Source organism: Luteimonas endophytica, assembly GCF_029887875.1.
Classification (GTDB): domain Bacteria; phylum Pseudomonadota; class Gammaproteobacteria; order Xanthomonadales; family Xanthomonadaceae; genus Luteimonas; species Luteimonas endophytica.
This window is the reverse complement of sequence record NZ_JARXRM010000036.1, coordinates 130625-154759: the sequence shown is the minus strand read 5'-3', so window position 1 is coordinate 154759 and position 24135 is coordinate 130625. Positions and strand designations below refer to the sequence as shown.

General features: G+C 71.4%; 20 protein-coding genes and 1 pseudogene. 14 read left to right on the top strand and 7 right to left on the bottom strand.

From position 1 onward, the window contains the following. Positions 1-35: 35 nt before the first annotated feature. On the bottom strand, positions 36-995 hold the full coding sequence (gene cysK / locus QFW77_RS12940) for a cysteine synthase A (RefSeq protein ID WP_280575196.1): 960 nt from the start codon (positions 993-995) through the stop codon (positions 36-38). Between the two features lie 165 nt (positions 996-1160). Between cysK and QFW77_RS12935 the strand changes: the two genes are divergently transcribed. The 5 genes from QFW77_RS12935 to QFW77_RS12915 all read left to right on the top strand — a co-directional run bounded on the left by QFW77_RS12935 (position 1161) and on the right by QFW77_RS12915 (position 8478). Next, positions 1161-2315, top strand: coding sequence for an efflux RND transporter periplasmic adaptor subunit (locus QFW77_RS12935; protein ID WP_280575171.1), 1155 nt, complete (start codon positions 1161-1163; stop codon positions 2313-2315). A 36-nt stretch (positions 2316-2351) separates the two neighbouring features. Continuing rightward, positions 2352-5486, top strand: a complete 3135-nt coding sequence (locus tag QFW77_RS12930; RefSeq protein WP_280575170.1) for an efflux RND transporter permease subunit — start codon at positions 2352-2354, stop codon at positions 5484-5486. Beyond that, positions 5479-6024, top strand: a complete 546-nt coding sequence (locus QFW77_RS12925; RefSeq protein ID WP_280575169.1) for a GNAT family N-acetyltransferase — start codon at positions 5479-5481, stop codon at positions 6022-6024. Before QFW77_RS12930 ends, QFW77_RS12925 begins: the two co-directional genes overlap by 8 nt. Positions 6025-6215: 191 nt before the next feature. Further along, positions 6216-7649 (top strand): alanine/glycine:cation symporter family protein, encoded by a 1434-nt coding sequence (locus tag QFW77_RS12920; protein WP_280575168.1) that lies wholly within the window; start codon positions 6216-6218, stop codon positions 7647-7649. A 4-nt stretch (positions 7650-7653) separates the two neighbouring features. After that, positions 7654-8478 (top strand): TrmH family RNA methyltransferase, encoded by an 825-nt coding sequence (locus QFW77_RS12915; RefSeq protein ID WP_280575167.1) that lies wholly within the window; start codon positions 7654-7656, stop codon positions 8476-8478. A gap of 19 nt (positions 8479-8497) precedes the next feature. Here QFW77_RS12915 and QFW77_RS12910 read toward each other — a convergent pair whose 3' ends face one another. The 4 genes from QFW77_RS12910 to QFW77_RS12895 form a co-directional block, all read right to left on the bottom strand. Continuing rightward, positions 8498-9913, bottom strand: a complete 1416-nt coding sequence (locus QFW77_RS12910; RefSeq protein ID WP_280575166.1) for a M20/M25/M40 family metallo-hydrolase — start codon at positions 9911-9913, stop codon at positions 8498-8500. Between the two features lie 79 nt (positions 9914-9992). Next, on the bottom strand, positions 9993-10409 hold the full coding sequence (gene mscL / locus QFW77_RS12905) for a large-conductance mechanosensitive channel protein MscL (RefSeq protein ID WP_280575165.1): 417 nt from the start codon (positions 10407-10409) through the stop codon (positions 9993-9995). Positions 10410-10438: 29 nt separating this feature from the next. Then, on the bottom strand, positions 10439-11152 hold the full coding sequence (locus QFW77_RS12900; RefSeq protein ID WP_280575164.1) for a fumarylacetoacetate hydrolase family protein: 714 nt from the start codon (positions 11150-11152) through the stop codon (positions 10439-10441). 7 nt (positions 11153-11159) lie between these two features. Further along, positions 11160-11450 carry a hypothetical protein gene (locus QFW77_RS12895; protein WP_280575163.1) on the bottom strand — a complete coding sequence of 97 codons (291 nt, stop codon included), beginning with the start codon at positions 11448-11450 and terminating at the stop codon, positions 11160-11162. Between the two features lie 79 nt (positions 11451-11529). On the opposite strand from QFW77_RS12895, the gene QFW77_RS12890 reads away from it, so the two are divergent. Further along, complete coding sequence (locus tag QFW77_RS12890) at positions 11530-11898, top strand: Rieske (2Fe-2S) protein (protein ID WP_280575162.1); 369 nt, start codon at positions 11530-11532, stop codon at positions 11896-11898. A gap of 54 nt (positions 11899-11952) precedes the next feature. Here the strand turns inward: QFW77_RS12890 and QFW77_RS12885 are convergent, their stop codons facing one another. Then, a complete protein-coding gene (locus tag QFW77_RS12885; protein ID WP_280575161.1) occupies positions 11953-12243 on the bottom strand; it encodes a hypothetical protein in 291 nt (96 codons plus the stop codon). 169 nt (positions 12244-12412) lie between these two features. Here QFW77_RS12885 and QFW77_RS12880 point away from each other — a divergent pair, with 169 nt between their 5' ends. The 5 genes from QFW77_RS12880 (at position 12413) to QFW77_RS19035 (ending at position 17896) form a co-directional block, all read left to right on the top strand. Beyond that, positions 12413-13651: an alkaline phosphatase family protein gene (locus tag QFW77_RS12880; protein WP_280575160.1), complete on the top strand. Its 1239-nt coding sequence runs from the start codon at positions 12413-12415 to the stop codon at positions 13649-13651. Positions 13652-13859: 208 nt separating this feature from the next. Beyond that, complete coding sequence (locus QFW77_RS12875; protein ID WP_280575158.1) at positions 13860-15365, top strand: DNA-3-methyladenine glycosylase 2; 1506 nt, start codon at positions 13860-13862, stop codon at positions 15363-15365. A gap of 25 nt (positions 15366-15390) precedes the next feature. Further along, on the top strand, positions 15391-15939 hold the full coding sequence (locus QFW77_RS12870; RefSeq protein WP_280575157.1) for a methylated-DNA--[protein]-cysteine S-methyltransferase: 549 nt from the start codon (positions 15391-15393) through the stop codon (positions 15937-15939). A gap of 54 nt (positions 15940-15993) precedes the next feature. Next, the gene (locus QFW77_RS12865) at positions 15994-16380 is read left to right on the top strand and encodes a SpoIIAA family protein (RefSeq protein ID WP_280575156.1); all 387 of its coding nucleotides are present in this window, start codon (positions 15994-15996) and stop codon (positions 16378-16380) included. A 316-nt stretch (positions 16381-16696) separates the two neighbouring features. Continuing rightward, the gene (locus QFW77_RS19035) at positions 16697-17896 is read left to right on the top strand and encodes a COG3904 family protein (protein ID WP_331487958.1); all 1200 of its coding nucleotides are present in this window, start codon (positions 16697-16699) and stop codon (positions 17894-17896) included. On the opposite strand, the pseudogene QFW77_RS12860 reads toward QFW77_RS19035, so the two are convergent. Further along, positions 17878-19695: pseudogene (locus QFW77_RS12860) on the bottom strand (ABC transporter ATP-binding protein); the annotation flags it as partial. The gene QFW77_RS19035 and the pseudogene QFW77_RS12860 sit on opposite strands and share 19 nt — an antisense overlap. Before the next feature lie 243 nt (positions 19696-19938). Between QFW77_RS12860 and soxR the strand changes: the two are divergent. The 3 genes from soxR to QFW77_RS12845 all read left to right on the top strand — a co-directional run bounded on the left by soxR (position 19939) and on the right by QFW77_RS12845 (position 24040). After that, complete coding sequence (soxR, locus tag QFW77_RS12855) at positions 19939-20382, top strand: redox-sensitive transcriptional activator SoxR (RefSeq protein WP_280575195.1); 444 nt, start codon at positions 19939-19941, stop codon at positions 20380-20382. A gap of 198 nt (positions 20383-20580) precedes the next feature. Further along, positions 20581-21957, top strand: coding sequence for a YfcC family protein (locus QFW77_RS12850; RefSeq protein ID WP_280575153.1), 1377 nt, complete (start codon positions 20581-20583; stop codon positions 21955-21957). Between the two features lie 112 nt (positions 21958-22069). After that, entirely contained in the window at positions 22070-24040 is a 1971-nt protein-coding gene (locus tag QFW77_RS12845) for an alpha/beta hydrolase family protein (protein ID WP_280575152.1), read from the top strand. The last annotated feature ends 95 nt before the right edge of the window (positions 24041-24135 follow it).

Sequence of the window (24135 nt, the reverse complement as noted above, 5' to 3'; positions counted from 1 at the left end):
TCGTCGTTTCCGCCCCGGGCAAGCGGGCGGGGTGCTCAGGGCAGTCCCGCCAGCCAGTCGTCGTCCGAGCCCTCGCCGACGTCCTCGAACAGCGGCGTGGAGAAGTAACGCTCGCCGGTGTCGGGCAGCATCGCCAGGATCGCCGCGCCGGGCGCGGCGTCGCGCGCCACCTCCAGGGCCGCCGCCACGGTGGCGCCGGCGGAGATCCCGGCGAAGACGCCTTCCTCCGCCGCCAGCCTGCGCGCGACAGCGATCGCGCTGGCATCGTCCACCGCCAGCACCCGGTCGGCGGCGCCACGATCCAGCACGTCCGGAACGAAGTCGGGGGTCCAGCCCTGGATCTTGTGCGGCGCCCACTCGCCGCCGGACAGCAGCGCCGCCCCCGCCGGCTCGCAGGCGACGATCTCGACTTCGGGTCGGGCCAGCTTCAACACCTGACCGACGCCGGTGAGGGTGCCGCCGGTGCCCCAGCCGGTCACGAAGTGGTCGAGCCGGCGCCCGGCGAAGTCCTGCAGGATCTCCGCCGCCGTGGTGCTGCGGTGCCAGGCCGGGTTGGCCGGGTTCTGGAACTGCCGCGCCAGGAACCAGCCATGCCGCTTCGCCAGCTCCTCGGCCCTGCGTACCATGCCGCTGCCGCGCTCGGCGGCCGGGGTCAGGATGACCCGGGCGCCGTAGGCGCGCATCAGCTTGCGACGCTCGATCGAGAAGGTCTCGACCATCGTCGCGACGAAGCGGTAGCCGCGCGCGGCGCAGACCATCGCCAGCGCCACGCCGGTGTTGCCGGAGGTGGCCTCGACCACGGTGTCGCCGGGCTTGAGCATTCCCTTCGCCTCGGCATCGAGGATGATGGCCAGCGCCAGGCGGTCCTTCACCGATCCGCCGGGGTTGAAGCTCTCGACCTTGGCGTACAGTTCGATGCCTTCCGGCGCCAGCCGCTGCAGCCGCACGACCGGGGTGCGGCCGATGGTGTCGAGGATCGATTCGTGGATCATGATGGTGTCTCCGGCGGGAGGGAGATCGCCCTGCGGCGAGCCCGGCCAGAGTGCCGCGTAACGCTCGAGCGCGCCAGCGGTTGACGCGCGGCGGGTATGGCTGAAGGCACACGGCGGTCACGGGCGCCACGGATAAAATCGGCCGGATTGCCTGAACGCCGGACCCGCATGCCGATCCTTCCAAGTTTCCGTCCCGACCGCCTGGTCGCGCTGGCGTTGTGCAGCGCGCTGCTGGTGGCCTGCGGCGAGGACGCCGCGCAGGGCGGTCCGCCGCAGGAGGCGGTCACGGTGACCACCGGCGAGGTCCTGGAGCAGCCCTGGAGCGACACCATCCAGGCGCTGGGCACGGTAGAGGCGCGCGAGTCGATCATGGTGACCGCGAAGGTCAGCGAAACCGTCGACCGTGTGCACTTCGAAAGCGGCGAGGAAGTGGAGGCCGGCGCGGTGCTGGTCACCCTCAGCGGCAACCAGCAGCGCGCCGCGCTGGCCGCCGCCGAGGCCGCGGCGGTGGAGGCCGACCGGCTGTATCGGCGCCAGGCCGAGCTGGCCAGCCAGCAGCTGATCGCCAGCGCGTCCTTGGACACACAGCGTGCCATCCGCGATTCCGCGCGCGCGGCGGTGCGGGAGATCCGCGCGAATCTGGGCGACCGCTCGATCCGCGCGCCGTTCGCCGGCCGCCTCGGCATCCGCCAGGTCAGTCCCGGCGCGCTGGTGCAGCCGGGCACCGAGATCGCCTCGCTGGACGACATCTCCCGGGTCTACGTGGATTTTCCGGTGCCCGAGGCGCAGCTGTCCCACCTGGCCGAGGGCCAGCGCCTGGTCGGGCGCAGCAGCGCCTGGCCCGGGCGCGAGTTCGAGGGCGTGGTGAGCGTGGTCGATGCGCGCGTCGACCCCGTCTCGCGCGCGGTGATGGTGCGCGGCGATTTCCCGAACCGGGACCGCGCGCTGCGCCCGGGCATGCTGGTGGAGATCCGCCTGGAGCGGCCGGCAAGGCCGGCGCTGGTGGTGCCCGAGATCGCCGTGGTCCAGGTCGGCCGCGAAACCTTCGTCTACCGGGTGCGCGCCGACGACACCGTGGAACAGGCCCCGGTGCAGGTCGGCTCGCGCGTGGCCGGGCGGGTCGAGGTGGTCGAGGGGCTGGAGCCCGGCGACCGGATCGTGGTCGACGGCACCGGCAAGCTGCGGCCGGGGCTGAAGATCGAGGACGTGCCGCGCGCCGATGCCGGTGCCGGACCGCCATCCCGGCCCCCGGGGGACACCGCGGCCGACGCCGACGAGGTGGTACCGCAGCCGCAACCGCCGTCCGGCACATCGGCCGACTGAGCCCAGCCGGACCCGCCCACCGAAGCCGAGCAACCCATGCGCCTCTCCGACATCTCCATCAAGCGTCCGGTCTTCGCGGTGGTCATGAGCCTGATGCTGGTGGTGCTCGGGCTGATGTCCTTCATGCGCCTGACGCTGCGCGAGCTGCCCAACATCGATCCGCCGATCGTGTCGGTGGACGTGCGCTACCCCGGCGCGTCGGCGGCGGTGGTGGAGACCCGGGTCACCCAGATCCTGGAGGACGCGCTGTCCGGGATCGAGGGCATCAACACCATCGAGTCGAGCAGCAGCAACGGCCGCTCCGACGTCACCATCGAGTTCAACCTGACCCGCGACATCGAGGCCGCGGCCAACGACGTTCGCGACGCCGTCAGCCGCGTGGCCGATCGCCTGCCGCAGGAGGCCGATCCGCCGGAGATCGAGAAGGCCGAGTCGGACGGCGACGTCATCGTCTGGCTCAACATGCGTTCCAACACGATGGACACGCTGGAGCTGACCGACTACGCCGAGCGCTACGTGGTCGACCGGTTCTCGTCGATCGACGGCGTGGCGCGGGTGAACCTCGGCGGCGGCCAGCGTTACGCCATGCGCGTCTGGCTCGACCGGGAAGCGATGGCGGCGCGCGGGATCACCGCGGGCGACGTGGAGGCGGCGCTGCGCAGCGAGAATGTCGAACTGCCGGCCGGCAGCATCGAATCGGAGCAGCGCGATTTCATCCTCCGCGTCGAGCGCGGCTACCGGGAGCCGGAGCAGTTCGCGGAGGTGCCGCTGCGCCAGGGTGACGACGGCTACGTGGTGCGCCTGGGCGACGTGGCCGAGGTCGAGCTCGGCGCGCGGGAGCGGCGCGCCTACCTGCGCAGCAATTTCGTCCCGAACGTCGGGCTCGGGATCGTCCGGACCTCGACCGCCAACGCGCTGGACGTGGTACGCGCGGCGCGCGCCGAGGCCGAGCGGGTGCAGCAGACGCTCCCGGAAGGTACCGAGATCTTCGTCGCCTACGACAGCACCGTGTTCATCGACGCCTCCATCAAGCGGGTCTACTGGACCCTGCTCGAGGCGATGGGGCTGGTGGTGCTGGTGATCTGGCTGTTCCTGGGCAGCGCCCGGGCGGCGCTGATCCCCGCGGTGACGGTGCCGGTCTGCCTGATCGCCGCGTTCATCGCCCTGTACGCCTTCGGCTTCACCATCAACCTGCTCACCCTGCTGGCGCTGGTGCTGTGCATCGGGCTGGTGGTCGACGATGCCATCGTGGTGCTCGAGAACGTGCAGCGCCGCGCGGACCTCGGAGAACCACCGCTGGTCGCCGCCCGGCGCGGCACTTCCCAGGTCGCGTTCGCGGTGATCGCCACCACCGCGGTGCTGGTGTCGGTGTTCCTGCCGGTCGGCTTCATGGAGGGCAACAGCGGGCGGCTGTTCCGCGAGCTGTCGGTGGCGCTGGCCGCGGCGGTGGCGATCTCGGCGTTCGTCGCGCTGTCGCTGACGCCGATGATGTGTTCCAAGCTGGTGCGCCCGCACGGCAAGGAGACCGGCTTCAACGCGTGGATGAACCGCCAGCTGGGCCGGATCAGCGCAGGCTATGGACGAGGCATCTCGCGCATGGTGGCCCTGCAGGGGCGGCGCCTGTTGCTGTTGCTGCTGCTGGCCATGGGCGCCTGCGTGGCGCTGATCGCGGTGCTGATCTGGCGGGTGCCGAGCGAGCTGGCCCCGCCCGAGGACCGCGGCATCTTCTTCATCACCGTGGACGGGCCCGAAGGCGCGGGTTTCGACTACACCGTGGCGCAGATGCAGCAGGTCGAGGAGATCCTGGGCGGCCATATCGGCGACGACAGGCCGATCCAGCGCGCCAACTCGCGCGCGCCGCGCGGCTGGGGCGGCAGCGAGGAGATGCATACCGGTCAGGTGATCGTGTTTCTGCAGGAGTGGAACGAACGCGACATCGCCACCGAGGAACTGGTGGCCGGGCTCCGCGGAGAATTCGCCGAGCTTCCCGGGGTGGAGGTGCGGGCGCGGGTCCCGGGCGGGCTGATCCGCGTGCGCGGCCAGCGCTACCAGCTGGTACTCGGCGGTCCGAACTACGAAGAGCTGGCGATCTGGCGCGACCGGATGCTGGCGCGGATGGAGGAGAACCCGGGGCTGACCGACATCGATTCCGACTACAAGGAGACCCGCCCGCAGATGCGGGTCAATATCGATCGCGAGCGCGCCGCCGACCTCGGCGTGGCCGTGACCGAGATCGGCCGAACCCTGGAAACGATGATGGGATCGCGCCAGGTCACCACTTTCGTCGACGACGGCGAAGAGTACGACGTCATGCTGCAGGCCAACCGCGAGAGCCGCGCGTCGCCGGCCGACCTGGAAAACACCTACGTCCGCGGGCGCGGCGACGCGCTGGTGCCGCTGTCGAACCTGGTGACGCTCAGCGAGATCGCCGAGCCCGGCAGCTTCAACCGTTTCAACCGCCTCCGTGCGATCACCATCAGCGGAGGTCTGGCGCCGGGCTATACGATGGGCGAGGCGCTGGACTGGACCTACCAGGCGGTAGCCGAGGAGCTGCCCGACCACGCCCAGATCGACTGGCGCGGGGAGTCGCGCGAATACCAGGAGGCCGGCGGGGCGGTGCTGCTGACCTTCGCCCTGGCGCTGCTGGTGGTCTACCTGGTGCTGGCCGCGCAGTTCGAGAGCTTCATCCACCCGGTGGTGATCATGCTGACGGTGCCGCTGGCGATCCTGGGCGCGCTGATCGGCCTGTGGGCGACCGGCGGCACGCTCAACCTGTTCAGCCAGATCGGCATCATCATGCTGGTCGGCCTGGCGGCGAAGAACGGGATTCTGATCGTGGAGTTCGCCAACCAGCTGCGCGACGACGGGCGCAGCGTGACGGAGGCGATCGCCGAAGCCTCGGCGGTGCGGCTGCGGCCGATCGTCATGACCGCCGCGGCCACCGCGATGGGCGCGGTGCCGCTGGTGGTCGCGGGCGGCCCCGGCTCGGCCAGCCGCGCCACCATCGGCGTGGTGGTGATCTTCGGCGTCACCTTCGCCACGGTGCTGTCGCTGTTCGTGGTGCCGGCGTTCTATGCGTTGCTGGCGCCCTTCACCCGCTCGCCAGAGGCGCTGGCCAAGAAGCTGGAACAGCTGGAGGGCGACACGCCGCCGGTCAGCGGCCATGCCTGAGCCGGAACTGCCGCGCTGGTCGGGCGTCCGGCTCGTCGGCGACGGGTTCGTGCTGCGCCGCTGGCGGGCCGGGGACCTGGACAGCCTGGTCCGGCACGCCGACGACGAACGGGTATCGCGCTCGGTCAGCGACCGCTTCCCGCATCCCTACACGCGCGAGGACGGGCGCCGTTTCCTGGCGGGCGAGGTCGTCGACCTGGCGCATCCGGTGTTCGCGATCGAGATCGGCGGAGAAGCCTGCGGCGGCATCGGCGCCCGGCCCGGCGACGGCGAGCGGGCGCATGCGGCCGAGCTCGGTTACTGGCTCGGGCGGGCGTACTGGGGGCGCGGGGTGATGACACGGGCGGTCGCGACGTTCGCACCCTGGGCGATGGAGGCGCTGGCGCTGCAGCGGCTGTACGCGACGGTGATCGAGGGGAATCCCGCCTCGGCCCGGGTGCTGCAGAACAACGGCTTCCAGGAAGAGGGCCTGCTGCGCTGCGCCGTGCGCAAGCGCGGCCGTCTGCTCGACCTGCGCATGTTCGCCAGACTGCGATAGCGACCGTACCGGTTTCCGGGCCGATCCCCGGTCCGTGCGCGGCGCCCCCTTCGCCCGCCAGCCGCTGCGGGTGCGGCCGGGTCGCGCCGGCCCGAAGCGGCGCGCGGTTTCGCGTTTGCGGCCGGATCGTGGAGAATCGGGCGCTGGTCCGCGCCGCGGGCCCGTTGCCGTCCAACCGGGGAGCGCGCCTAGTGGAACAGATCGTCAACACCCTCAACAGCATCATCTGGAGCCCGGCGCTGATCGCGCTGTGCCTGGGCGCCGGGCTGTACTTCTCGATCCGCACGCGCTTCCTGCAGGTCCGGCGGGTCGGCGAGATGGTGCGGCTGATGCTGAGCGGCAGTTCGTCCGAGGCCGGCGTCTCCTCGTTCCAGGCGCTGGCGATGTCGCTGTCCGGGCGGATCGGCATCGGCAACATCGCCGGTGTCGCCACCGCGATCGCATTCGGCGGCCCCGGCGCGGTGTTCTGGATGTGGGTGGTGGCGTTCTTCGGCGCATCGACCGCCTATGTCGAGTCCACTCTGGCGCAGATCTACAAGGAGAAGGACGACAGCGGCCGCTATCGCGGCGGCCCGGCGTACTTCATCGAAAAGGCGATGGGGCAGAAGTGGTACGCCTGGCTGTTCGCCGTGGTCACGGTGATCGCCACCGGATTCCTGCTGCCCGGCGTGCAGGCCAACGGCATCGCCTCGAGCATGAGCAACGCCTGGGGCATTCCGCCGAGCGCCACCGCGGCCGCGGTGGTGGTGGGGCTGGGGTTCATCGTGCTCGGCGGGGTCAAGCGCATCGCCCGTTTCGCCGAGGTCGTGGTGCCGTTCATGGCGCTGGCCTACATCCTGATCGCGCTGGTGATCATGCTGCTCAACATCACCGCGGTCCCGGAGATGTTCGGGCTGATCTTCCGCAGCGCCTTCGGCATGGAGGCAGGCATGGGCGCGGTGCTGGGCCTGGCGATCGAGTGGGGGGTCAAGCGCGGCATCTACTCCAACGAGGCCGGGCAGGGCACCGGCCCTCACCACGCCGCGGCGGCGGAGGTCTCGCACCCGGCCAAGCAGGGCTTCGTGCAGGCGTTCTCGGTGTACGTCGACACCCTGCTGGTGTGTTCGGCCACCGCGTTCATGATCCTCTCCACCGGGATGTACAACGTGGCCAATCCCGAGGGCGGCATGATCGTGGAAGCGCTGCCCGGGATCGAGGCCGGCCCCGGATTCGCGCAGTACGCGGTCGAGTCGGTGCTGCCGGGCTGGGGTGCCGGGTTCGTCGCGGTGGCGCTGCTGTTCTTCGCCTTCACCACGATCCTCGCCTACTACTACATGGCCGAGACCAACATCACCTTCATCAACCGCAAGATCCACCGGCCGTGGATGGTGTTCGCGCTGCGGCTGGGGCTGCTGGCTGCGGTCACCTTCGGGGCGGTGCGCACCGCGGAGATGGCCTGGACCCTGGGCGACATCGGCGTGGGCCTGATGGCCTGGCTCAACATCATCGCCATCCTGATCCTGCAGAAGCCGGCGCTGCTGGCGCTGCGCGACTACGAGGGCCAGCAGGCGGCCGGGCAGGAACCGGTGTTCGATCCGGAGGCGCTCGGCATTCGCAACGCCGACTTCTGGCGCAGGAAGGACTGATCCGGTGGCGCCGGCGCCGCCGCGGCGACCTTCGAGTTCGCCCTGGGCGGGTCGCGCGGCCGCGGCCGTCCGCCCCGCCGCGCGCCCCGACCGCCGTAACGAGTTGCGCCTGTACGGCATCAACGCGGTGCGGGCGGTGTTCGCGCGGCGTCCGCAGGCGATCCGCAAGCTGTACCTGGCCGAGGCGCGCATTCCGGCGCTGCAGCCGCTGCTGAAGTGGTGCGTGGAGAATCGGATCGGCTATCGCGTCGTGGGCGAGGACGAGCTGGCGCGCCTGGCCGGCAGCGCCCACCACGAAGGCGTGGTCGCCGAAGTGCTGCGCGCGGAACCGCTGGCGCTGGAGCCCTGGCTGCGGGCGCTGCCGGCGGGCGCGGCCTGTGCGCTGTGGCTCGACGGTGTCGGCAACCCGCACAATCTCGGCGCGATCCTGCGCTCGGCGGCGCACTTCGGCGTCGCCGCGGTGCTGCTGCCGCAGCGTTCCGGCCTGGCGCTGTCCGGAGCCGCCGCACGGGTGGCCGAGGGCGCGGCCGAGGCGGTGCCGCTGGTCCGGGCCGGCGACGACGCGGCGGCGCTGGCGGCACTGCGCGGGGCCGGCTTCGGACTGGCGGCCACGGTGGTGCGCGCTGGCGACGACCTGTTCGCCGCGCCCCTGCCGCCGCGGCTGGTCTACGTGCTCGGGGCCGAAGGCGCGGGCATGGACAGCGCGCTGGCCGCCGCCTGCGACCTGAGGCTTTCGATCCCGGGGACCGGTGCGGTGGAGAGCCTCAACGTCGCCGCCGCCGCCGCGGTGCTGCTGGCGGCCTGGCGGATGCGCGTGCCCGCGGGCTGATCCGGTCCCGGCGCAGGCTCTACTCGCCGTTGGCCGCGGCGGCCGCCGGGGTGCTGCCGAAATCGCCCTCGGCCTGCGCCGCGAGCCAGGCGAAAACCGCGTAGGCCGCGACGTTCTGCGCCACCGCTTCGGGGTCGATCTTGTCCAGGGTGTCGTCGGCGTTGTGGTGCAGGTCGAAGTAACCGCTGCCGTCCTGGCCCAGCCACGCCCAGGCGGCGCCGGCCTGGGCCAGCGGGATGATGTCGGGGCCGGGGCTGCCCGCGCCAGGCGCATGCTCGATGCCGAGCGGCGCCAGCGCTTCGGCGATCTGCCGGATCGCGCCCTGGGCGCGCGCCGGCGCGCTGCTGTCGAACGCGTAGATGCGTCCGGCGCCGAAGTCGCTCTCGGCGGCGATCACGTGGTCGGCGATCGCCTCGGCGTGGCGCTCGGCGTACTGGCGCGCGCCGATCAGGCCCTGTTCCTCGTTGGCGAAGGCGATCACCCGGATGCTGCGCTTCGGCGCCTGCGGCAGGCGGCCGAGCAGGTGGCCGACCGCCATGGTGATGCCGATGCCGGAGGCGTCGTCGACGGCGCCGGTGCCGTGGTCCCAGGAATCGAGGTGGCCGCCGATCACCACCAGCTCCTCGGGCGATTCGCTGCCGGTGATCTCGCCGATCACGTTCTGCGAGGTGTATTCGCCGTTCCAGCCGCAGTCCAGCTCCAGCCGGACCCGCACCGGCCCGCGCTGCAGCAGCCGGCCGAGCTGGTCGGCATCGGGCAGCGACAGCGCCGCGGCCGGGATCGGGGTGGTGCCGTCGGGGAAGCGGGTCATGCCGGTATTGGCGACGCGGTGCGGGCTGGTGCCGATCGAGCGCATCAGGTAGCCGATCGCGCCCTTGCCGCTGGCCACCGCCGGGCCGCGGCCGCGGATCGGGCCGGCGTCGCCGTAGCCGCTGCCGTCGCGGGTGCGCTCCATGCGGTAGTCGACGAAGGCGATCCGGCCTTCCAGCGATCCCGCGGGCGCCGCCTCGAGCGCGGCGAAATCGGCGAAGCGGACGATCTCCGCCTCCAGCTCGCCGCCGGGGCTGCCGCCGAGCGCCGTCACCACCAGCGGTTGCGCGTGCGCACCCAGGACCCGCGCGCGCTCGCTGCGGCGTTCCCATTTCGGGAAGGTCACCGGCTCGGTCCAGACCCGGTCGAAACCGAGTTCGGCGAACTTCGCCTCGGCCCAGGCCACCGCGCGCGCGTCGGCCTCGCTGCCGGGCAGGCGCGGACCGATCTGCGTCGTCAGCGATTCGATCACCCGCCAGGCGGTGTCGTCGGCGAGCGCCTGTTCGCGCAGCTGCACGGCCGTGTCCAGGGCAGCCGCGGGGATGCGGGTGGCGTCCTGGGCCGACGCGGCCGCGGACACGGATGCGGACAGCGAAAGGGCGAACAGCAGCGGCGCGAGACGCATCTGGCACTCCGGGGCGCGAAAAGGGAAGGCGCGAGCTTACCAGCCCGGGTCCGCGGCCGGATGCGCCGATCCGATCGGATCAGCGCTTCCTGAGTTCGTCGCGGATCTCGCGCAGCAGTTGCACGTCCTCGGGCGGCGCGGCGGGCGCTTCGGGTGCCGCCTCGCGCTTGCGGTGCAGGCGGTTGATCAGCCGGATCATCAGGAAGATGGCGAACGCGACCAGCGCGAACTGCAGCAGCGCGTTGAGGAACTCGCCGATCGCGAGCACCACGGCGGGGACCTCTTCGCCGGCGGCGTCGACCGTGGCCGCGCGCAGGGTCACCACCCACTCCGACAGGTCGATCCCGCCGATCAGCAGCCCCAGCGGCGGCATGATCAGGCCGTCGACCAGGGCGGTGACGATCCTGCCGAACGCGGCGCCGATGACCACGGCGACCGCGAGGTCGATGACGTTGCCGCGCACCGCGAATTCCCTGAACTCCGACATCATCCCCATCTTCGCCTCTCCAGGTGGCATGCGCGGCACTATGCCCGCGGTGCGGTGATCTCGCATTCGTGGACGATGGCATCGTCGAGGCTGGCGCGGCAGCGGTCCCCGGGTCGCAGTGCGGCCACGCCGGCCGGCGTGCCCATGAACACCAGGTCGCCGGCGCGGAGCGCGTAGAGCTTGGAGAGCTCGTGCAGGATCTCGGGCACGCTCCAGACCATCGCATCCAGACGCGAGCGCTGGCGCATTTCGCCGTTGACCTCCAGCGCCAGGGTCCGTTCGCCCAGCTCGCCGAGTTCCGCTGCCGGCACCAGCCTGCTCAGTGGCGCCGAATGGTCGAACCCCTTGGCGGTGTCCCAGGGCAGGCCCTTGCGCTTGGCTTCGGCCTGAAGGTCGCGGCGGGTCAGGTCCAGGCCCACCGCGTAGCCGAACACCAGCCCCCCGGCGCGCTCCACCGGGAGCACCCCGTCGGGCGCGTCGGCGCCGATCGCCACCACCAGCTCGACCTCGTGGTGCAGCTCGCCGGTGCCGGGCGGATACGGCACGCCGCGCTCGGTGGCCACCGCATCGGCCGGCTTCATGAAGAACACCGGCGTGCCGCGGGCTTCCGTCGAAGCCGGCGCCTCAGCGCCCATCTCGCGGGCGTGGTCGGCGTAGTTGCGGCCGACGCAGTAGATCCGCCGCACCGGGAAACTGCCGCCGCCGCGCACCGCGAGCCGCGGCACGTGCGGCGCCGGAATCAGGTCGCTCATGCGCGGCTCAGCGCAGCAGCGGACGATCGACGACGCGGAACTCGCCGTCGAGCGCGCCGCGGCGGCGCGCGGGAGCGGCGCGCGGACGCCGCGGCAGCAGCCGCATCGCCAGCCCCGCGCCGAGCATGGCCAGGCCGATGACCACGCCAAAGACCAGCAGCACGGCCAGCAGGGCGAGGCCGACCAGACCGACCAGGAGCCGCAGCAGCGGATGCCGCGGCTTGCGCGGCGAGAATACCGCGGAGGCGCCGGAACTGCGGTAGCGCAGGTACAGGGTGTTGAAGAAATTCGAAACCATGGGTTCCCGTGAGAGCCGTGACACAATGCGGCATCGAGCCGATGCAGGAAGTATCGGGCCCGTTGCGCCCGACAATGTAATGACTCCGTTAAATCAGCCGCCCGAAGTTGTGCCGCTCGTGGCACTTGCGCAGATCGACGACGGCGGCCTGGTGGAAGTGGAAGCCCTGGTCGCCGGCGCACCCGAGTCCCTGGTCGTGCACCGCGCCGGCGCTGACGCGCGCGCCTGGCTGAACGTGTGTCCTCATGCCGGGCGGCGGCTGGACTGGGCCCCAGGGCGGTTCCTGCGTTCGAAGGAAGGGGGGCTGGTGTGCGCCGCGCACGGCGCGAGTTTCGAACTGGTGGGCGGGCTGTGCGTGGCCGGGCCGTGCCGCGGCGAGTCGCTGCGCGCGGTCGCGGTGGAAGTGCGCGATGGCCAGGTGCTGCTGGCGGAAGGCCATGCGGGCTGAGGCCGGCGCACCGGCCCGGCCCGCCCGGCGGGTGGTGGGGCTTGACGGCCGCGGTCAGCGGATCGACGGATCCAGGCGGCGCAGCGCGTCGGCGATATCGACCTCGCCGGTGCTCTCCAGTTCCGCGCGGGTGTAGACGCGGCCGCCCGCGGCCACGCACGCGTCGCGCTCCTGCCGGTTGCGCGCGTTGCGGCTGGCGACCACCCGCGAGCCGGTCTCGGTGATGCAGAAGCGTTCGGACGCCTTGGGTGCGGCGTCTTCCGCCTGCTCCTCGGGCTCCGGCTCCTGGGCGGCCACGGCGAAGGCCATTCCAAGCAGCGCGCTGGCGATCAGCAGTCGTTTCATGTCGGCACCTCGTGCGGATCCATGGCGGTGTTGCCACCCGTCGAGGATACGCCTGCGCCGGTCGCGGTCCAGAGGCCCGGGGCACGCGCCGTTCAGAACCGCGTCAGCCTGTCGGGCCTGGTCGGGGGCGCTGCAACACCGGTCATCTTGTGGCCCTATGATCGCGCCCATGCTCCGTATGCTCACGATCCTCGGCGTATTCCTGCTGCTCGCCGGATGCGCCTGGTCACCGCCCGCCGCTACCGGCACTGCTCCCGCCCCGACCCTGCTGCTGGTGTCGCTGGACGGCGTGCATCCGGGCATGCTCGGCCGCGGCGACACCCCGCGCCTGGACCGGCTGGCCCGGGAGGGCGTGCGCGCCGCGTGGATGACGCCGTCGTACCCGACGCTGACCTTCCCCAATCACTACACCATGGTCACCGGGCTTCGTCCCGACCGCCACGGGCTGGTCCACAACACCATGTACGCCGCGGAGCTCGGCTGGTTCCGGCTCAGCGATCGCGGGGCGGTGGGAAGCCGCGAATGGTGGGGCGGCGAGCCGCTGTGGGTGAGTGCCGAGCGGGCCGGCCTGCCCACTGCAACGCTGTTCTGGCCTGGCAGCGAGGCGCCGGTCGGCGGGGTGCGGCCGACGCGCTGGCACGCCTTCGACGACACCATGGGGATGGAGGCGCGCGTGCGCCGCGTGCTCGCCTGGCTGGCCGAGCGTGGCCCCGGTCGGCCGCGCCTGGCGACGCTCTACTTCGAGCATCCCGACGGCGCCGCGCATGCACACGGTCCGCATTCGCGGCAGCTGCGCGAGACCATGCGCCAGGTCGATGCCGCGATCGGGCAGCTGCTCGACGGGATCGCCCGCCAGGGGCTGGCGGAGCGGGTCAACATCGTGGTGGTCTCCGACCACGGCATGGCCGAGGTGCCCGAGGGGCAGGTGGTGGCCGTCGAGGAGATGGTGGATCCTGCGGACGCGGAGCTGGTCAGTTCCGGCCAGGTGGTGGGCTTCCGGCCGCGCGCGGGGCGGATCGCGCAGGCCGAGGCGGCACTGCTCGGCGCGCACCCGCACTACGACTGCTGGCGCAAGGCGGAGTTGCCGGAACGTTGGCACTACGGCAACCACTCCCGGATCCCGCCGATCGTCTGCCAGATGCACGAGGGCTGGGACGCGATCCCGCGCGCGGCCGTCGCCCGCCGGCCTGCCGGTCCCCGCGGCTCGCACGGGTTCGACCCGGCACTGCCATCGATGCGGGCGATCTTCATCGCCCGGGGGCCGGCGTTTCGCGGCGGGACCGAACTTCCGCCGTTCGACAACGTGCACGTGTACCCGCTGCTGGCGCGCCTGCTGGGCATCGATCCGCTTCCGGGCGACGGCGATCCCGGCGTGCTGGCCCCCGCCCTGCGCGAGCCCGGGCCGTAGGCGCGGCCCACGGCCGCGATAGCGACGGAAGTTCCGGCCCGGCTGGCGGTGATTCGGATGTCGGCGGCCGTGCCCGCCTTCGCGTGCACGGCACGCTCCTGCGCGTGGAGTGCATCGCGCCTGCAGGGACGGGTGTTGCCCCCGGCGGTGCGCCATTGACGTCCGAAAACGGCCAGTCGCGGTCCGGGCCCGGTGCTAGTCTCGTCTCATGTCCAGCGCCAACACCATCCCCGATCCCCGCGTCTGCGAACAGGCCCGGCTGAGCCGCGATCCGCGCTTCGACGGGCTGTTCTTCACCGCGGTCACCAGCACCGGGATCTACTGCCGGCCGGTGTGCCCGGCGCCGGCGCCGAAGCCGCAGAACGTGAGCTACTACCGCAGCGCCGCGGCGGCCGAGGCCGCGGGGTTCAGGCCGTGCCTGCGCTGCCGCCCGGAACTGTCGCCGGCCGACGGCGCCTGGCGCCGCGGCGACGAGGTGCTCGCCCGCGCGCTGAAGCTGATCGACCAGGGCTTGCTGGCCGAGCAGCCGCTGGCCGCGCTGGCCGAGCGCGTGCACATCGGCGAGCGGCAGTTGCGCCGGCTGTTCGTCGAACGCCTCGGTGCGCCCCCGATCGGGGTACACGGCACCCGTCGGCTGCTGTTCGCCAAGCAGCTGCTGACCGAGACCTCGCTGCCGATCACCGAGGTGGCGCTCGCCTCCGGTTTCGGCAGCCTGCGCCGCTTCAACACCAGCTTTCGCGACGCCTACGCAATGGCCCCGCGCGACCTGCGCCGGCAGATCGCGCCCGGCGACGGCGACGGCCTGAAGCTGCGGCTGCATTACCGGCCGCCTTACGATTTCGCCGCCACCCTGGATTTCCTGCGCGGGCGGGCGCTGCCCGGGGTCGAGGTGGTGAACGCGGAGGGATACGCGCGCGCGTTCGGCCCGGCCCACGCCCCGGGCTGGCTGCGGGTCACGGCGGTATCCGGTGGCCGGGCGCGCGACCATGCCCTGCAACTGGAACTGCACGGCGGGCCGCCGGCCGCGCTGCTCGACATGGTCAACCGCCTGCGGCGGATGTTCGATCTGGACGCCGACCCCCACGCCATCGCCGGCGCCCTGCGGGGCGATCAGCGGTTGCGTCCGCTGCTGCGGCGGCGGCCGGGGCTGCGCATTCCGAGCGGCTGGGACGGCTTCGAGATCGCGGTGCGCGCGGTGATCGGCCAGCAGGTCAGCGTGGCGGCGGCGCGTACCCTCACCGCACGTCTCGCGCAGCGCTTCGGCACGGCGCTGCCGGAGCCGTTCGCGGTGCGCGGGTTCACCCACCTGTTTCCGGCCCCCGAGGCGCTGGCCGACGCCGACCTGGATGGCATCGGGCTGACCCGGGCCCGCGCCGATACCGTCCGCGGGATCGCCGGGGCGCTGGTGGACGGACGCGTCGATTTCCGCCCGGAAGCCACGCTCGAGGAGTTCGTCGCGCGCTGGACCGCGTTGCCGGGCATCGGGCCCTGGACCGCGCACTACATCGCCCTGCGCGCGCTCGGCCACCCCGATGCGTTTCCGGCCGAGGACCTGGTGCTGCAGAAGGCGGTCCCGGCCGACGGCAGCCGCATGTCGGCGAAGGCGCTGCGCGCGCATGCGGAAGCCTGGCGGCCATGGCGCGGCTACGCGGTGATGCAGCTGTGGCGCGACGCGATGACCGCACCGGCGGCGCGACCGCCCCGCGCGGCATGACTCAACTTCAGAGCAGGAGCATCCGATGACCGTCTTTCACACCCGCATCGACAGCCCGGTCGGCCCGCTGCTGCTGGCCGCCTCCGATGGCGGGCTGCATGCGATCGAGTTCCACGCCGCCAGGCACCCGGTCAGGCGCCGGGTCGACTGGCGCGAAGGGCGGCATCCGCTTCTGGACGAGGCCAGCCGGCAGCTGCGCGAGTACTTCGACGGCAGGCGGCGCGCCTTCGACGTGCCGCTGGCGCCGCAGGGCACCGCGTTCCAGCGCCAGGTCTGGTTCGCGCTCGCCGGGATTCCCTATGGCGCGACGCTGAGCTATGCGCAGCTGGCCGCACGCCTCGGGCGGCCCAGCGCGACCCGTGCGGTCGGTGCCGCCAACGGCCGCAACCCGCTGCCGATCGTGCTGCCGTGCCATCGGGTGATCGGTGCCGACGGTTCCCTCACCGGCTTCGGTGGGGGACTGCCCACCAAGCACTACCTGTTGCGGCTGGAAGGGGCGCTGCCGCAGGAGGCGCTGTTCGCCAGCGCCCCCACCGCGCTCGGTCGGGACCGTGGGCTTGCAGGCCGCGCTTGACGCGGCGGAAACGCCACGGCCGCTAGGGTCGGACCCTCCCGCCCGAGCGCGCCCATGATCGAGATCCTGCCCTCGCCGCCGCACCTGGCGGCCTTTCAGTTCAGCGGTACCCTGGACGGCGACGACTACGACCGCTGCATCGCCGAGATCGAGGCGCGGCTCGCCGCGCACCCCCGGATCGGCCTGTACGCCGACATGAGCGGATTTTCCGGCATGACCGCCGCCGCGGTGGGCAAGGACCTGCGCTACGCCATCGAGAAACTCGGCGACTACGACCGCTTCGCCCGCGGCGCGGTGGTGACCGAGCGCGAATGGCTCGGCAAGGCGTCCGAACTGGTCGGCAAGCTGTTTCCCGGGACCGAGGTGCGGGCGTTCGCTCCCGGCGAGCAGGCGCAGGCGCTGCAATGGGCGGCGGATATCGCGCGGGGTGCCGAATCCTGAGCCACCGCCCGGGCTGCTGGCTGCAGAGCGACGGTCGTCCAGGGGGGGGCAGCGGTGGACGGGTCGCTGGCGCCGCCGGGTTCCCGGCGCGCAGGTTCCGGCGCCCCGGCGCGAAGCCCGCCAGCGGCTGCGGATGGCAATGCCGGCACGGCTCGTGCATGGAAGGCCTGCAGCGCGGCGCGAAATGCCGGCGTGCCGGGCCCGGGGTGGGTCCTGCGGTTCACCGTGCGTTCGTCCGCGCGCCGCGTGCGGACCTAGACTTGGGTAACGCCGCGGATCCAGGGCTTCACCGAATGTCCTTCGTCGAGTGCGACACATGCGCAAGCGCGTCCGGCTGACCGCCACCTGCCTGACCCTGGCGCTGGGACTGGTTCTGGCCGGGTGCCAGCCGCTGCCCGAGGACGAGGCGGTGCTGGTGGAGACCGAGGAGGTCGCCAGCGCCGACGAGGGGGGCGCGGTCAGCGTGGCCCCGGTCGAGCCCGAAGCGGCGCCGCCGGGCCCGGTGCCGCCTGCCGAGCGAGAGATCGACTGGTCGCCGCTGCGCCTGGAGGAGAACACCGCCTCGGTCAGTTGCGAACTCGACTACCTGGAGCAGGGCGACGGGCGGGCCCTGCAGGAGCTCGACCGCGAGGCGGTGACCGCGGCGCTGGCGCCCTGCGAGGAGCGCGGCGTCACCCGCCTGCGCTACCAGGGCAGGATCACCGCCGAGTTCACCGCGCTGATGGAGCGCGTCACCGAGGTCGCCGACGCGCTGGGCATCGACAAGCGCGTGCTCGACATCGACTCGGCCGGCGGCCAGGTCGAGGATGCGATGGCGGTCGGCGACTTCATCGCCGAATCGCGCTGGACCATCTGGGTGCGGGAGGGTTCAGTCTGCCACAGCGCCTGCGTGTTCGTGCTCGGCGCCGGCGACACCCGGCTGATCACCGGCAAGGTCGGCATCCACCGCATCATCCGGATGAGCTCGACCGCGACCACCCGCGCCGAACTCAACGCCGAGCTGCGCGTGGTCTACGACCGGGTGAAAGCCTACCTCGAGCGCAATGGCGTCGCGGTGGCCATCGCCGACCTGATGATGGCGGTGCCCAACCGCAACCTGCGGCTGCTCACCGTCGGCGAACTGCAGCTGTACGGCCTGGATGGGGTCAATCCCGCCCAGGACGATCTGGACCGCCTGCGCCTGATGCGCAAGTGCGGGGAGGATTTCGTGCGCCGCCGCGACGCGTTCGCGCGCGCCTTCGACTCGCGTTGCAAGGCCCCCGACACGGAGCTGGAGGCGCTCAGCAGTTGCGGTCTCAGTCTGCGCCGGAACTACGGCTTTCCGGACGAGACCTGCCCGGCCGAGAGCCCGCTTTCCGAGTTCGATTCGGCCGCCGACCTGGTGTTCTCGCCGTTGGCGCCACCGGTCCGGGAACCCTCCGCTTCCGAGGATGCGTCCGGCTCGGCGGAGACGGAAGCCGGGGACGACGCGGTGGAGGCCGATGCCGGCGGACAGTCGATGAACCCGCCGGACTGACGCCGCCACAGTTGCGCGTAGATGCCGCCGGCCGCGACCAGCGCGGCATGCGGCCCTTCCTCGACGATCCGGCCCTGCTCCATCACGATCAGCCGGTCCATCGCCGCGATGGTCGACAGCCGATGGGCGATGGCGATGACGGTCTTGCCCTGCATCAGCGTGGCCAGGTTCTCCTGGATCGCAGCCTCCACCTCGGAGTCGAGCGCCGAGGTGGCCTCGTCGAGCACCAGGATCGGCGCGTTCTTCAGCAGCACCCGGGCGATGGCGATGCGCTGGCGCTGGCCTCCGGAGAGCTTCACCCCGCGTTCGCCTACATGGGCATCGTAGCCGCGCCGGCCGGCTGCGTCGGACAGCCCGAGGATGAAGTCGTGCGCGCGCGCCTGCCTGGCTGCTTCGATCATCTCCGCCTCGGTGGCGCCGGGACGGCCGTAGAGGATGTTCTCGCGCACCGACCGGTGCAGCAGCGAGGTGTCCTGGGTGACCACGCCGATCTGCGCACGCAGCGAATCCTGCTCCACGCTGGCGACGTCGACCCCGTCGATCGAGATCCGGCCGCGCTCGCGGTCGTGGAACCGCAGCAGCAGGTTGACCAGGGTCGACTTGCCTGCGCCGGAGCGGCCGACCACGCCGAGCTTCTCGCCGGGGCGCACGTGCAGGTCCAGCGCCTCGATCACGCCGCCGCCCTTGCCGTAGTGGAAGCTGACGCCCTCGAAGCGGATGTCGCCGCGTGCGCGCGCCGCGGCGGGCGCGCCGGGCGCATCGTCCACCGTCGGCGGCAGCGAGATCGAGCCGATCCCGTCGCGCACCGTGCCGACGTTCTCGAACAGCGCCGACAACTCCCACATGATCCACTGCGACATCCCCATCATCCGCAGCACCAGCGCCACCGCCACCGCGATGGCGCCGATGCTGACGGCACCGGCGTGCCAAAGCCACAGGCCGAGCGCCGCCACGGCGAACAGCAGCAGCATGTTCAGCGCGTCGTTGGCGACGTTGACCGTGGTCACCAGGCGCATCTGCCGGTGCACGGTGGCGAGGAACCCGTCCATCGCCTCGCGCGCATAGGCCTGCTCGCGCTGCGAATGCGAGAACAGCTTGACGGTGGCGATGTTGGTGTAGCTGTCGACGATGCGGCCGGTCATCATCGAACGTGCGTCGGCCTGGCTGCGCGCGACCAGGCTCATGCGCGGCAGGAAATGGCACATCAGCGCGGCGTAGGCCGCGATCCAGCCGGCGAACGGCAGCATCAGCCGCCAGTCCGACGAGGCCGCCAGCACCAGCGCCCCGCCCAGATAGACCAGCACATAGGTGCCGACGTCCAGCAGCTTGACCACGGTCTCGCGTACCGCCAGCGAGGTCTGCATCAGGCGGGTGGCGATGCGGCCGGCGAACTCGTCCTGGAAATAGCCCATCGACTGGCGCAGCAGATAGCGGTGCACGTTCCAGCGGATCCGCATCGGGTAGTTGCCGAGCAGGGTCTGGTGGATCACCAGCGAGGAGAGCAGATTGAGCGCCGGCAGCACCACCAGCACCAGTACCGCCATCAACCCCAGCCACGCGCCCTCGGCGGCGAGGAAGGTCGCCGGCGTATGCGCGCCCAGGCGGTCGACCAGCGCCCCGCTGAAGGCGTACAGGGAGACCTCGGCGACCGCGATCGCGGTGCTGAGCAGCGCCATCAGCAGCAGCCATTTCTCCGCGCCGCGGGTGTAGTGGCGGCAGAAGGCGACCAGCGACTGCGGCGGCTGGGTCGCGGGAGTCGGCGGGAAGGGGTCGAGGCGGGTTTCGAACCAGCGGAACATGCGTGATCCCGGGATGCGGAGCGCGCGCGCTGCCGAGCCGGAGCGCGCGCGTGGAGGCGTGGAAGTGTCGCGCATGTCGCGCCTCAATGCCCGCCTGCCGGTCGCGGCGGATGCGGGCGTCGGATCGCGGGGTGGGGCGGATGGCATGGCGCTTCTCGTTGCAGAACGGTGACGGGCAGGGTAAAACCTCAACCAACCTTCAGATCAAGGATCGACATGCGCCGGCAGCCGGCCTCCGCGGGAATGCGCCGCGAACTGACCGTGGGCGAGGTGGCCGCCCGCAGCGGCGTGGCGGTTTCCGCGCTGCATTTCTACGAGAAGAAAGGGCTGATCCATGCCCTGCGCACCGCCGGCAACCAGCGCCGTTACACCCGCGACGTGCTCCGGCGGGTGGCGGTGATCAAGGTCGCGCAGCGCGCCGGGGTGCCGCTGGCGGAGGTGCGCGAGGCGCTGGAAACGCTGCCGGAACGGCGCACGCCCACCGCGGCGGACTGGCGCCGGCTGTCCAGGCGCTGGCACGCCGAGCTCGACGATCGCATCGCCAGGCTGATCCGGTTGCGAGACCAGCTGGACGGCTGCATCGGCTGCGGCTGCCTTTCCCTGAAAGCCTGTCCGCTGCGCAATCCCGCCGACGAGCTGGGCTGGGAAGGCCCCGGCCCACGCCTGCTGGAGCCGGGCGGGGCCTAGGTGCTCCCCACGGGGGAGCATCGGCCATAGGGTCCGAGTCGGGCCAAGACTCAGCGAGGGGGAAACACTGCGGCGCCGCCGCCAACGGCCCCGGCGCCGGCACGCCCCCCGGTCCGGGAGGCGGCGATCCGGATGCGGCGGTTCCGGGCCAGGGCGCCCGGCGCCTATACTGCAGCCGAGTCCCGCGGACCTTCGCCGATGCCCCGATTCCTGCGCGTTCCCCACACCCTGGTGCTGCTGTTCGCGATGATGATCCTGGCGCTGGTTTCCACCTGGGTCCTGCCGCAGGGCGAATTCCGCACCGTCGAGGACGCCAAGGGCCACGCCCTGGTCGTGCCGGGCACCTATGCCGAGGTCGAGGAGCGGACGGTACTCTCGCCGCTGGCGCTGTTCACCGTGGTGCCGAGGGCGCTGGCGGCGGCGCAGGACATCATCTTCTTCGTGCTGATCGTCGGTGGCGCGATCGCGGTGCTGCGCGCCAGCGGCCTGATCGACGCGGTGCTGGGCTGGATCCTGAAGCGGGTCGGCCACAGCCCCGGACTGCTGATCGTGATCGGCATGGGCGTGTTCGCGCTCGGATCGGGCACGATCGGCGTCGCCGAGGAGTACATCCCGTTCGCGGCGATGCTGATCGCGCTTTGCCTCGCCATGCGCATGGACGTGATGACCGCGATGGGCATCATGATCTGCGGCTACGGCATCGGCTACGGGGTGGCGGCGCTGAATCCTTTCACCGTGATCATCGCCCAGGGCGTGGCGGGACTGGAGCCGACCTCGGGTTGGGAATACCGGCTGGCGCTGTTCGTGCCGTTCGTCGCCATCGGCGTGCACCACGTCTGGAGTTACGCGCGCCGGGTGAGAAACGACCCGGACGCCAGCCTGATGAAGGGGATCGAGGTCAAGCACGTCCCGCCGACCGAGTATCCGCCGCTCGGCGGCCGCAAGCTGGTGCTGCTGCTGGCCACGCTGGTCACGCTGGGGCTGATGGTCTGGGGCATCACCGCGCGCGGCTGGTACCTGGTCGAACTGGGCGCGCTGTTCCTGGGGCTGGCGATCTTCGTCGGCCTGGCCGGCGGTCTCGGCGCGGACGGCAGCGCGCGGCGCTTCGCCGAGGGCGCGGCAGAGCTGGCCGGAACCGCGCTGCTGATCGGCTTCGCGCGCTCGATCGCGCTGCTGCTCGAGGACGGCCGCGTGCTCCATACCATCGTCGACGCCCTGGCGGCGCCGCTGACGATGGTCGGCGCGGAGATCGCGGTGGTCGGCATGCTGCTGGTGCAGACGGTGCTCAACCTGTTCATTCCATCGGGCAGCGGCCAGGCGTTCGTGACCATGCCGATCATGGCGCCGCTCGGCGACCTGGTCGGAGTCAGCCGCCAGGTCTCGGTGCTCGCCTACCAGTTCGGGGATGGCTTCTCCAACATGATCGTGCCGACCAACGTCGTGCTGATGAGCATTCTGGGCGTCGCCGGGATTCCCTACGACCGCTGGTTCCGCTTCGTCTGGCCGCTGCTGGTGAAACTCACCATCGCCGCGTCGGTCGCGCTGGTGGTGGCGGTAATGATCGGCTACCGATAGATCGCCCCGGGCCGCCGGCGACCGGGGTTTGCGCCGCCGTCGCGATCGGTGATAGTAGGCGCGCCGGCGCCGCGCAGGCTCGGCATGGGGACAATCAGGAAGGGGGATTCCGATGAGGACGTTCCGGGCCACTGCCCTGCTCGGCTTGCTGGCGGTCGGGCTGCTGCCGGCCACTGTTGCCGCTCAGGTCGATGTGGAACCATACGTGGCGCAGGATGGGTTCCGCGACATCAAGCTTTCGCCGACCGGCGAGTACTATGCGGCGTCGGTGCCGATGGGGGATCAGACCGGTCTCGTCGTCATCCGGCGCAGCGATCGACAGATGACCGCGAGTTTCCGCTTCAGCCGCGACACCCATGTCGGGGACTACTGGTGGGTCAATCCGGAACGGGTGCTGATCGCCGTCTCGGAGAGCTTCGGAACCCGGGACGATCCGCTGCCGACCGGAGAGCTGTACGCGATGAACGCCAACGGCGGCCAACGCGAGCTGCTGGTCGGGTGGCGGGTGCAGACGCAGCAGACCGGGACCCGGATCCGCCCGGGGAAGCGCGAGGAGCCCGTGGCCGCGTATCTTATCGATCCCTTGCCTGGAGACGACCGTACGGTCCTGATCTCGGTGCATCCGCTCACGTACCATCCGAGTACCCGAGTGGAGCGGATGGACGTGTATACCGGCCGCCGAAGCACGGTGACCCATGCGCCGGTGAGTTTCGCCGGCTTCGTTACCGATCATCGGGGGCTGGTGCGCTTCGCCGAGGGCACCGGGACCGACAATGTCTCGCGCACCTACTATCGCGAGAACGACGACGCCGAGTGGCAGTTGGTGAACGACGAACGCACCAGCCATCGCGTGGAAACCCCGCTGGGGTTCTCCGACGACGACGCCACCGCCTACCTGCGTGTCCAGCAGCCGGAAGGTCCGGACGCGATCGTCGCCTTCGACGTGGCGACCGGCGAACGCCGCGAGATCCTGCGTGACCCCGTCGTGGACCCCATCCCGATCTACAGGAACGGCTGGCATACGCCGATCGGCGTGCGCTACTCTGGCGCCCGCCCCAGGCTTGCGTTCTTCGACGAGCAATCCGCGGATGCCCGGCTCTACCGCAGCCTGGAAGCGGCATTCCCCGGGAACCGCATCGAGATCGCTTCAGCCACGGACGACGGACGCTATCAGCTGCTGCTGACCCGCAGCGATGTCGATCCCGGCAGCTTCTACGTGTTCGACTCGGTCGACAAGAAGGCCGATTTCGTTCTTGCCCGCCGCGAACGCATCGACCCGCAGCGAATGTCCTCGATGCGCGGCATCGAGCTCGATGCGCGCGACGGCACCAAACTGCACGGCTTCCTGACGTTCCCGGGCGGATCCGAAGGCGCCGGCCTGCCGCTGGTGGTGATGCCGCACGGCGGGCCGTACGGGATCTTCGACGAATGGGGGTTCGACGAGGATACCCAGCTGCTGGCGTCGGCGGGTTATGCGGTGCTGCGCGTCAACTACCGTGGCTCCGGCAACTACGGTCGCCGCTTCGAACTCTCCGGCGCGCGCCAGTGGGGTGGGGCGATGCAGGACGACCTGACCGATGCCACCCGCTGGGCGATCGACGAGGGAATCGCCGATCCGGAGCGCATCTGCATCTACGGCGCCAGCTATGGCGGGTATGCCGCGCTGATGGGCGTGGCCAAGGAGCCGGAACTGTACCGCTGCGCGGTCGGCTACGTCGGCATCTATGACCTGCCCAAGCGGCGCGGCGATCTGGGCCGGAACGGCCGGTGGGCCAGGACCTGGAGCGAAGAATGGATGGGCGACGACCGCGAGCTGCTTGCCGCCGCCTCGCCCAATCGCATCGCCGACCGGATCTCGGTGCCGGTGTTGCTGGCGGCCGGAGGAGAGGATCTGGTCGCGCCCATCGAGCACAGCACCATGATGGAACGCGCGCTGGTCCAGGCCGGCGTGCCGGTGGAAACGCTCTACTTCCCCAATGAGGGGCACGGCTTCTATACCGAGGAACACAGGCATGAGTTCTACTCGCGGCTGCTGGAGTTCCTCGCCCGTCATATCGGCGGGGCGGGACCGGCGCCACGCTGATCCGCGTTGCGGTCCCGATGGACGGCAATCGCGATCGACATGCCCCGGTGGGCCTGGCGGGAGAGGGCGGACGCCGGTGCAGACGCCATGCGTCG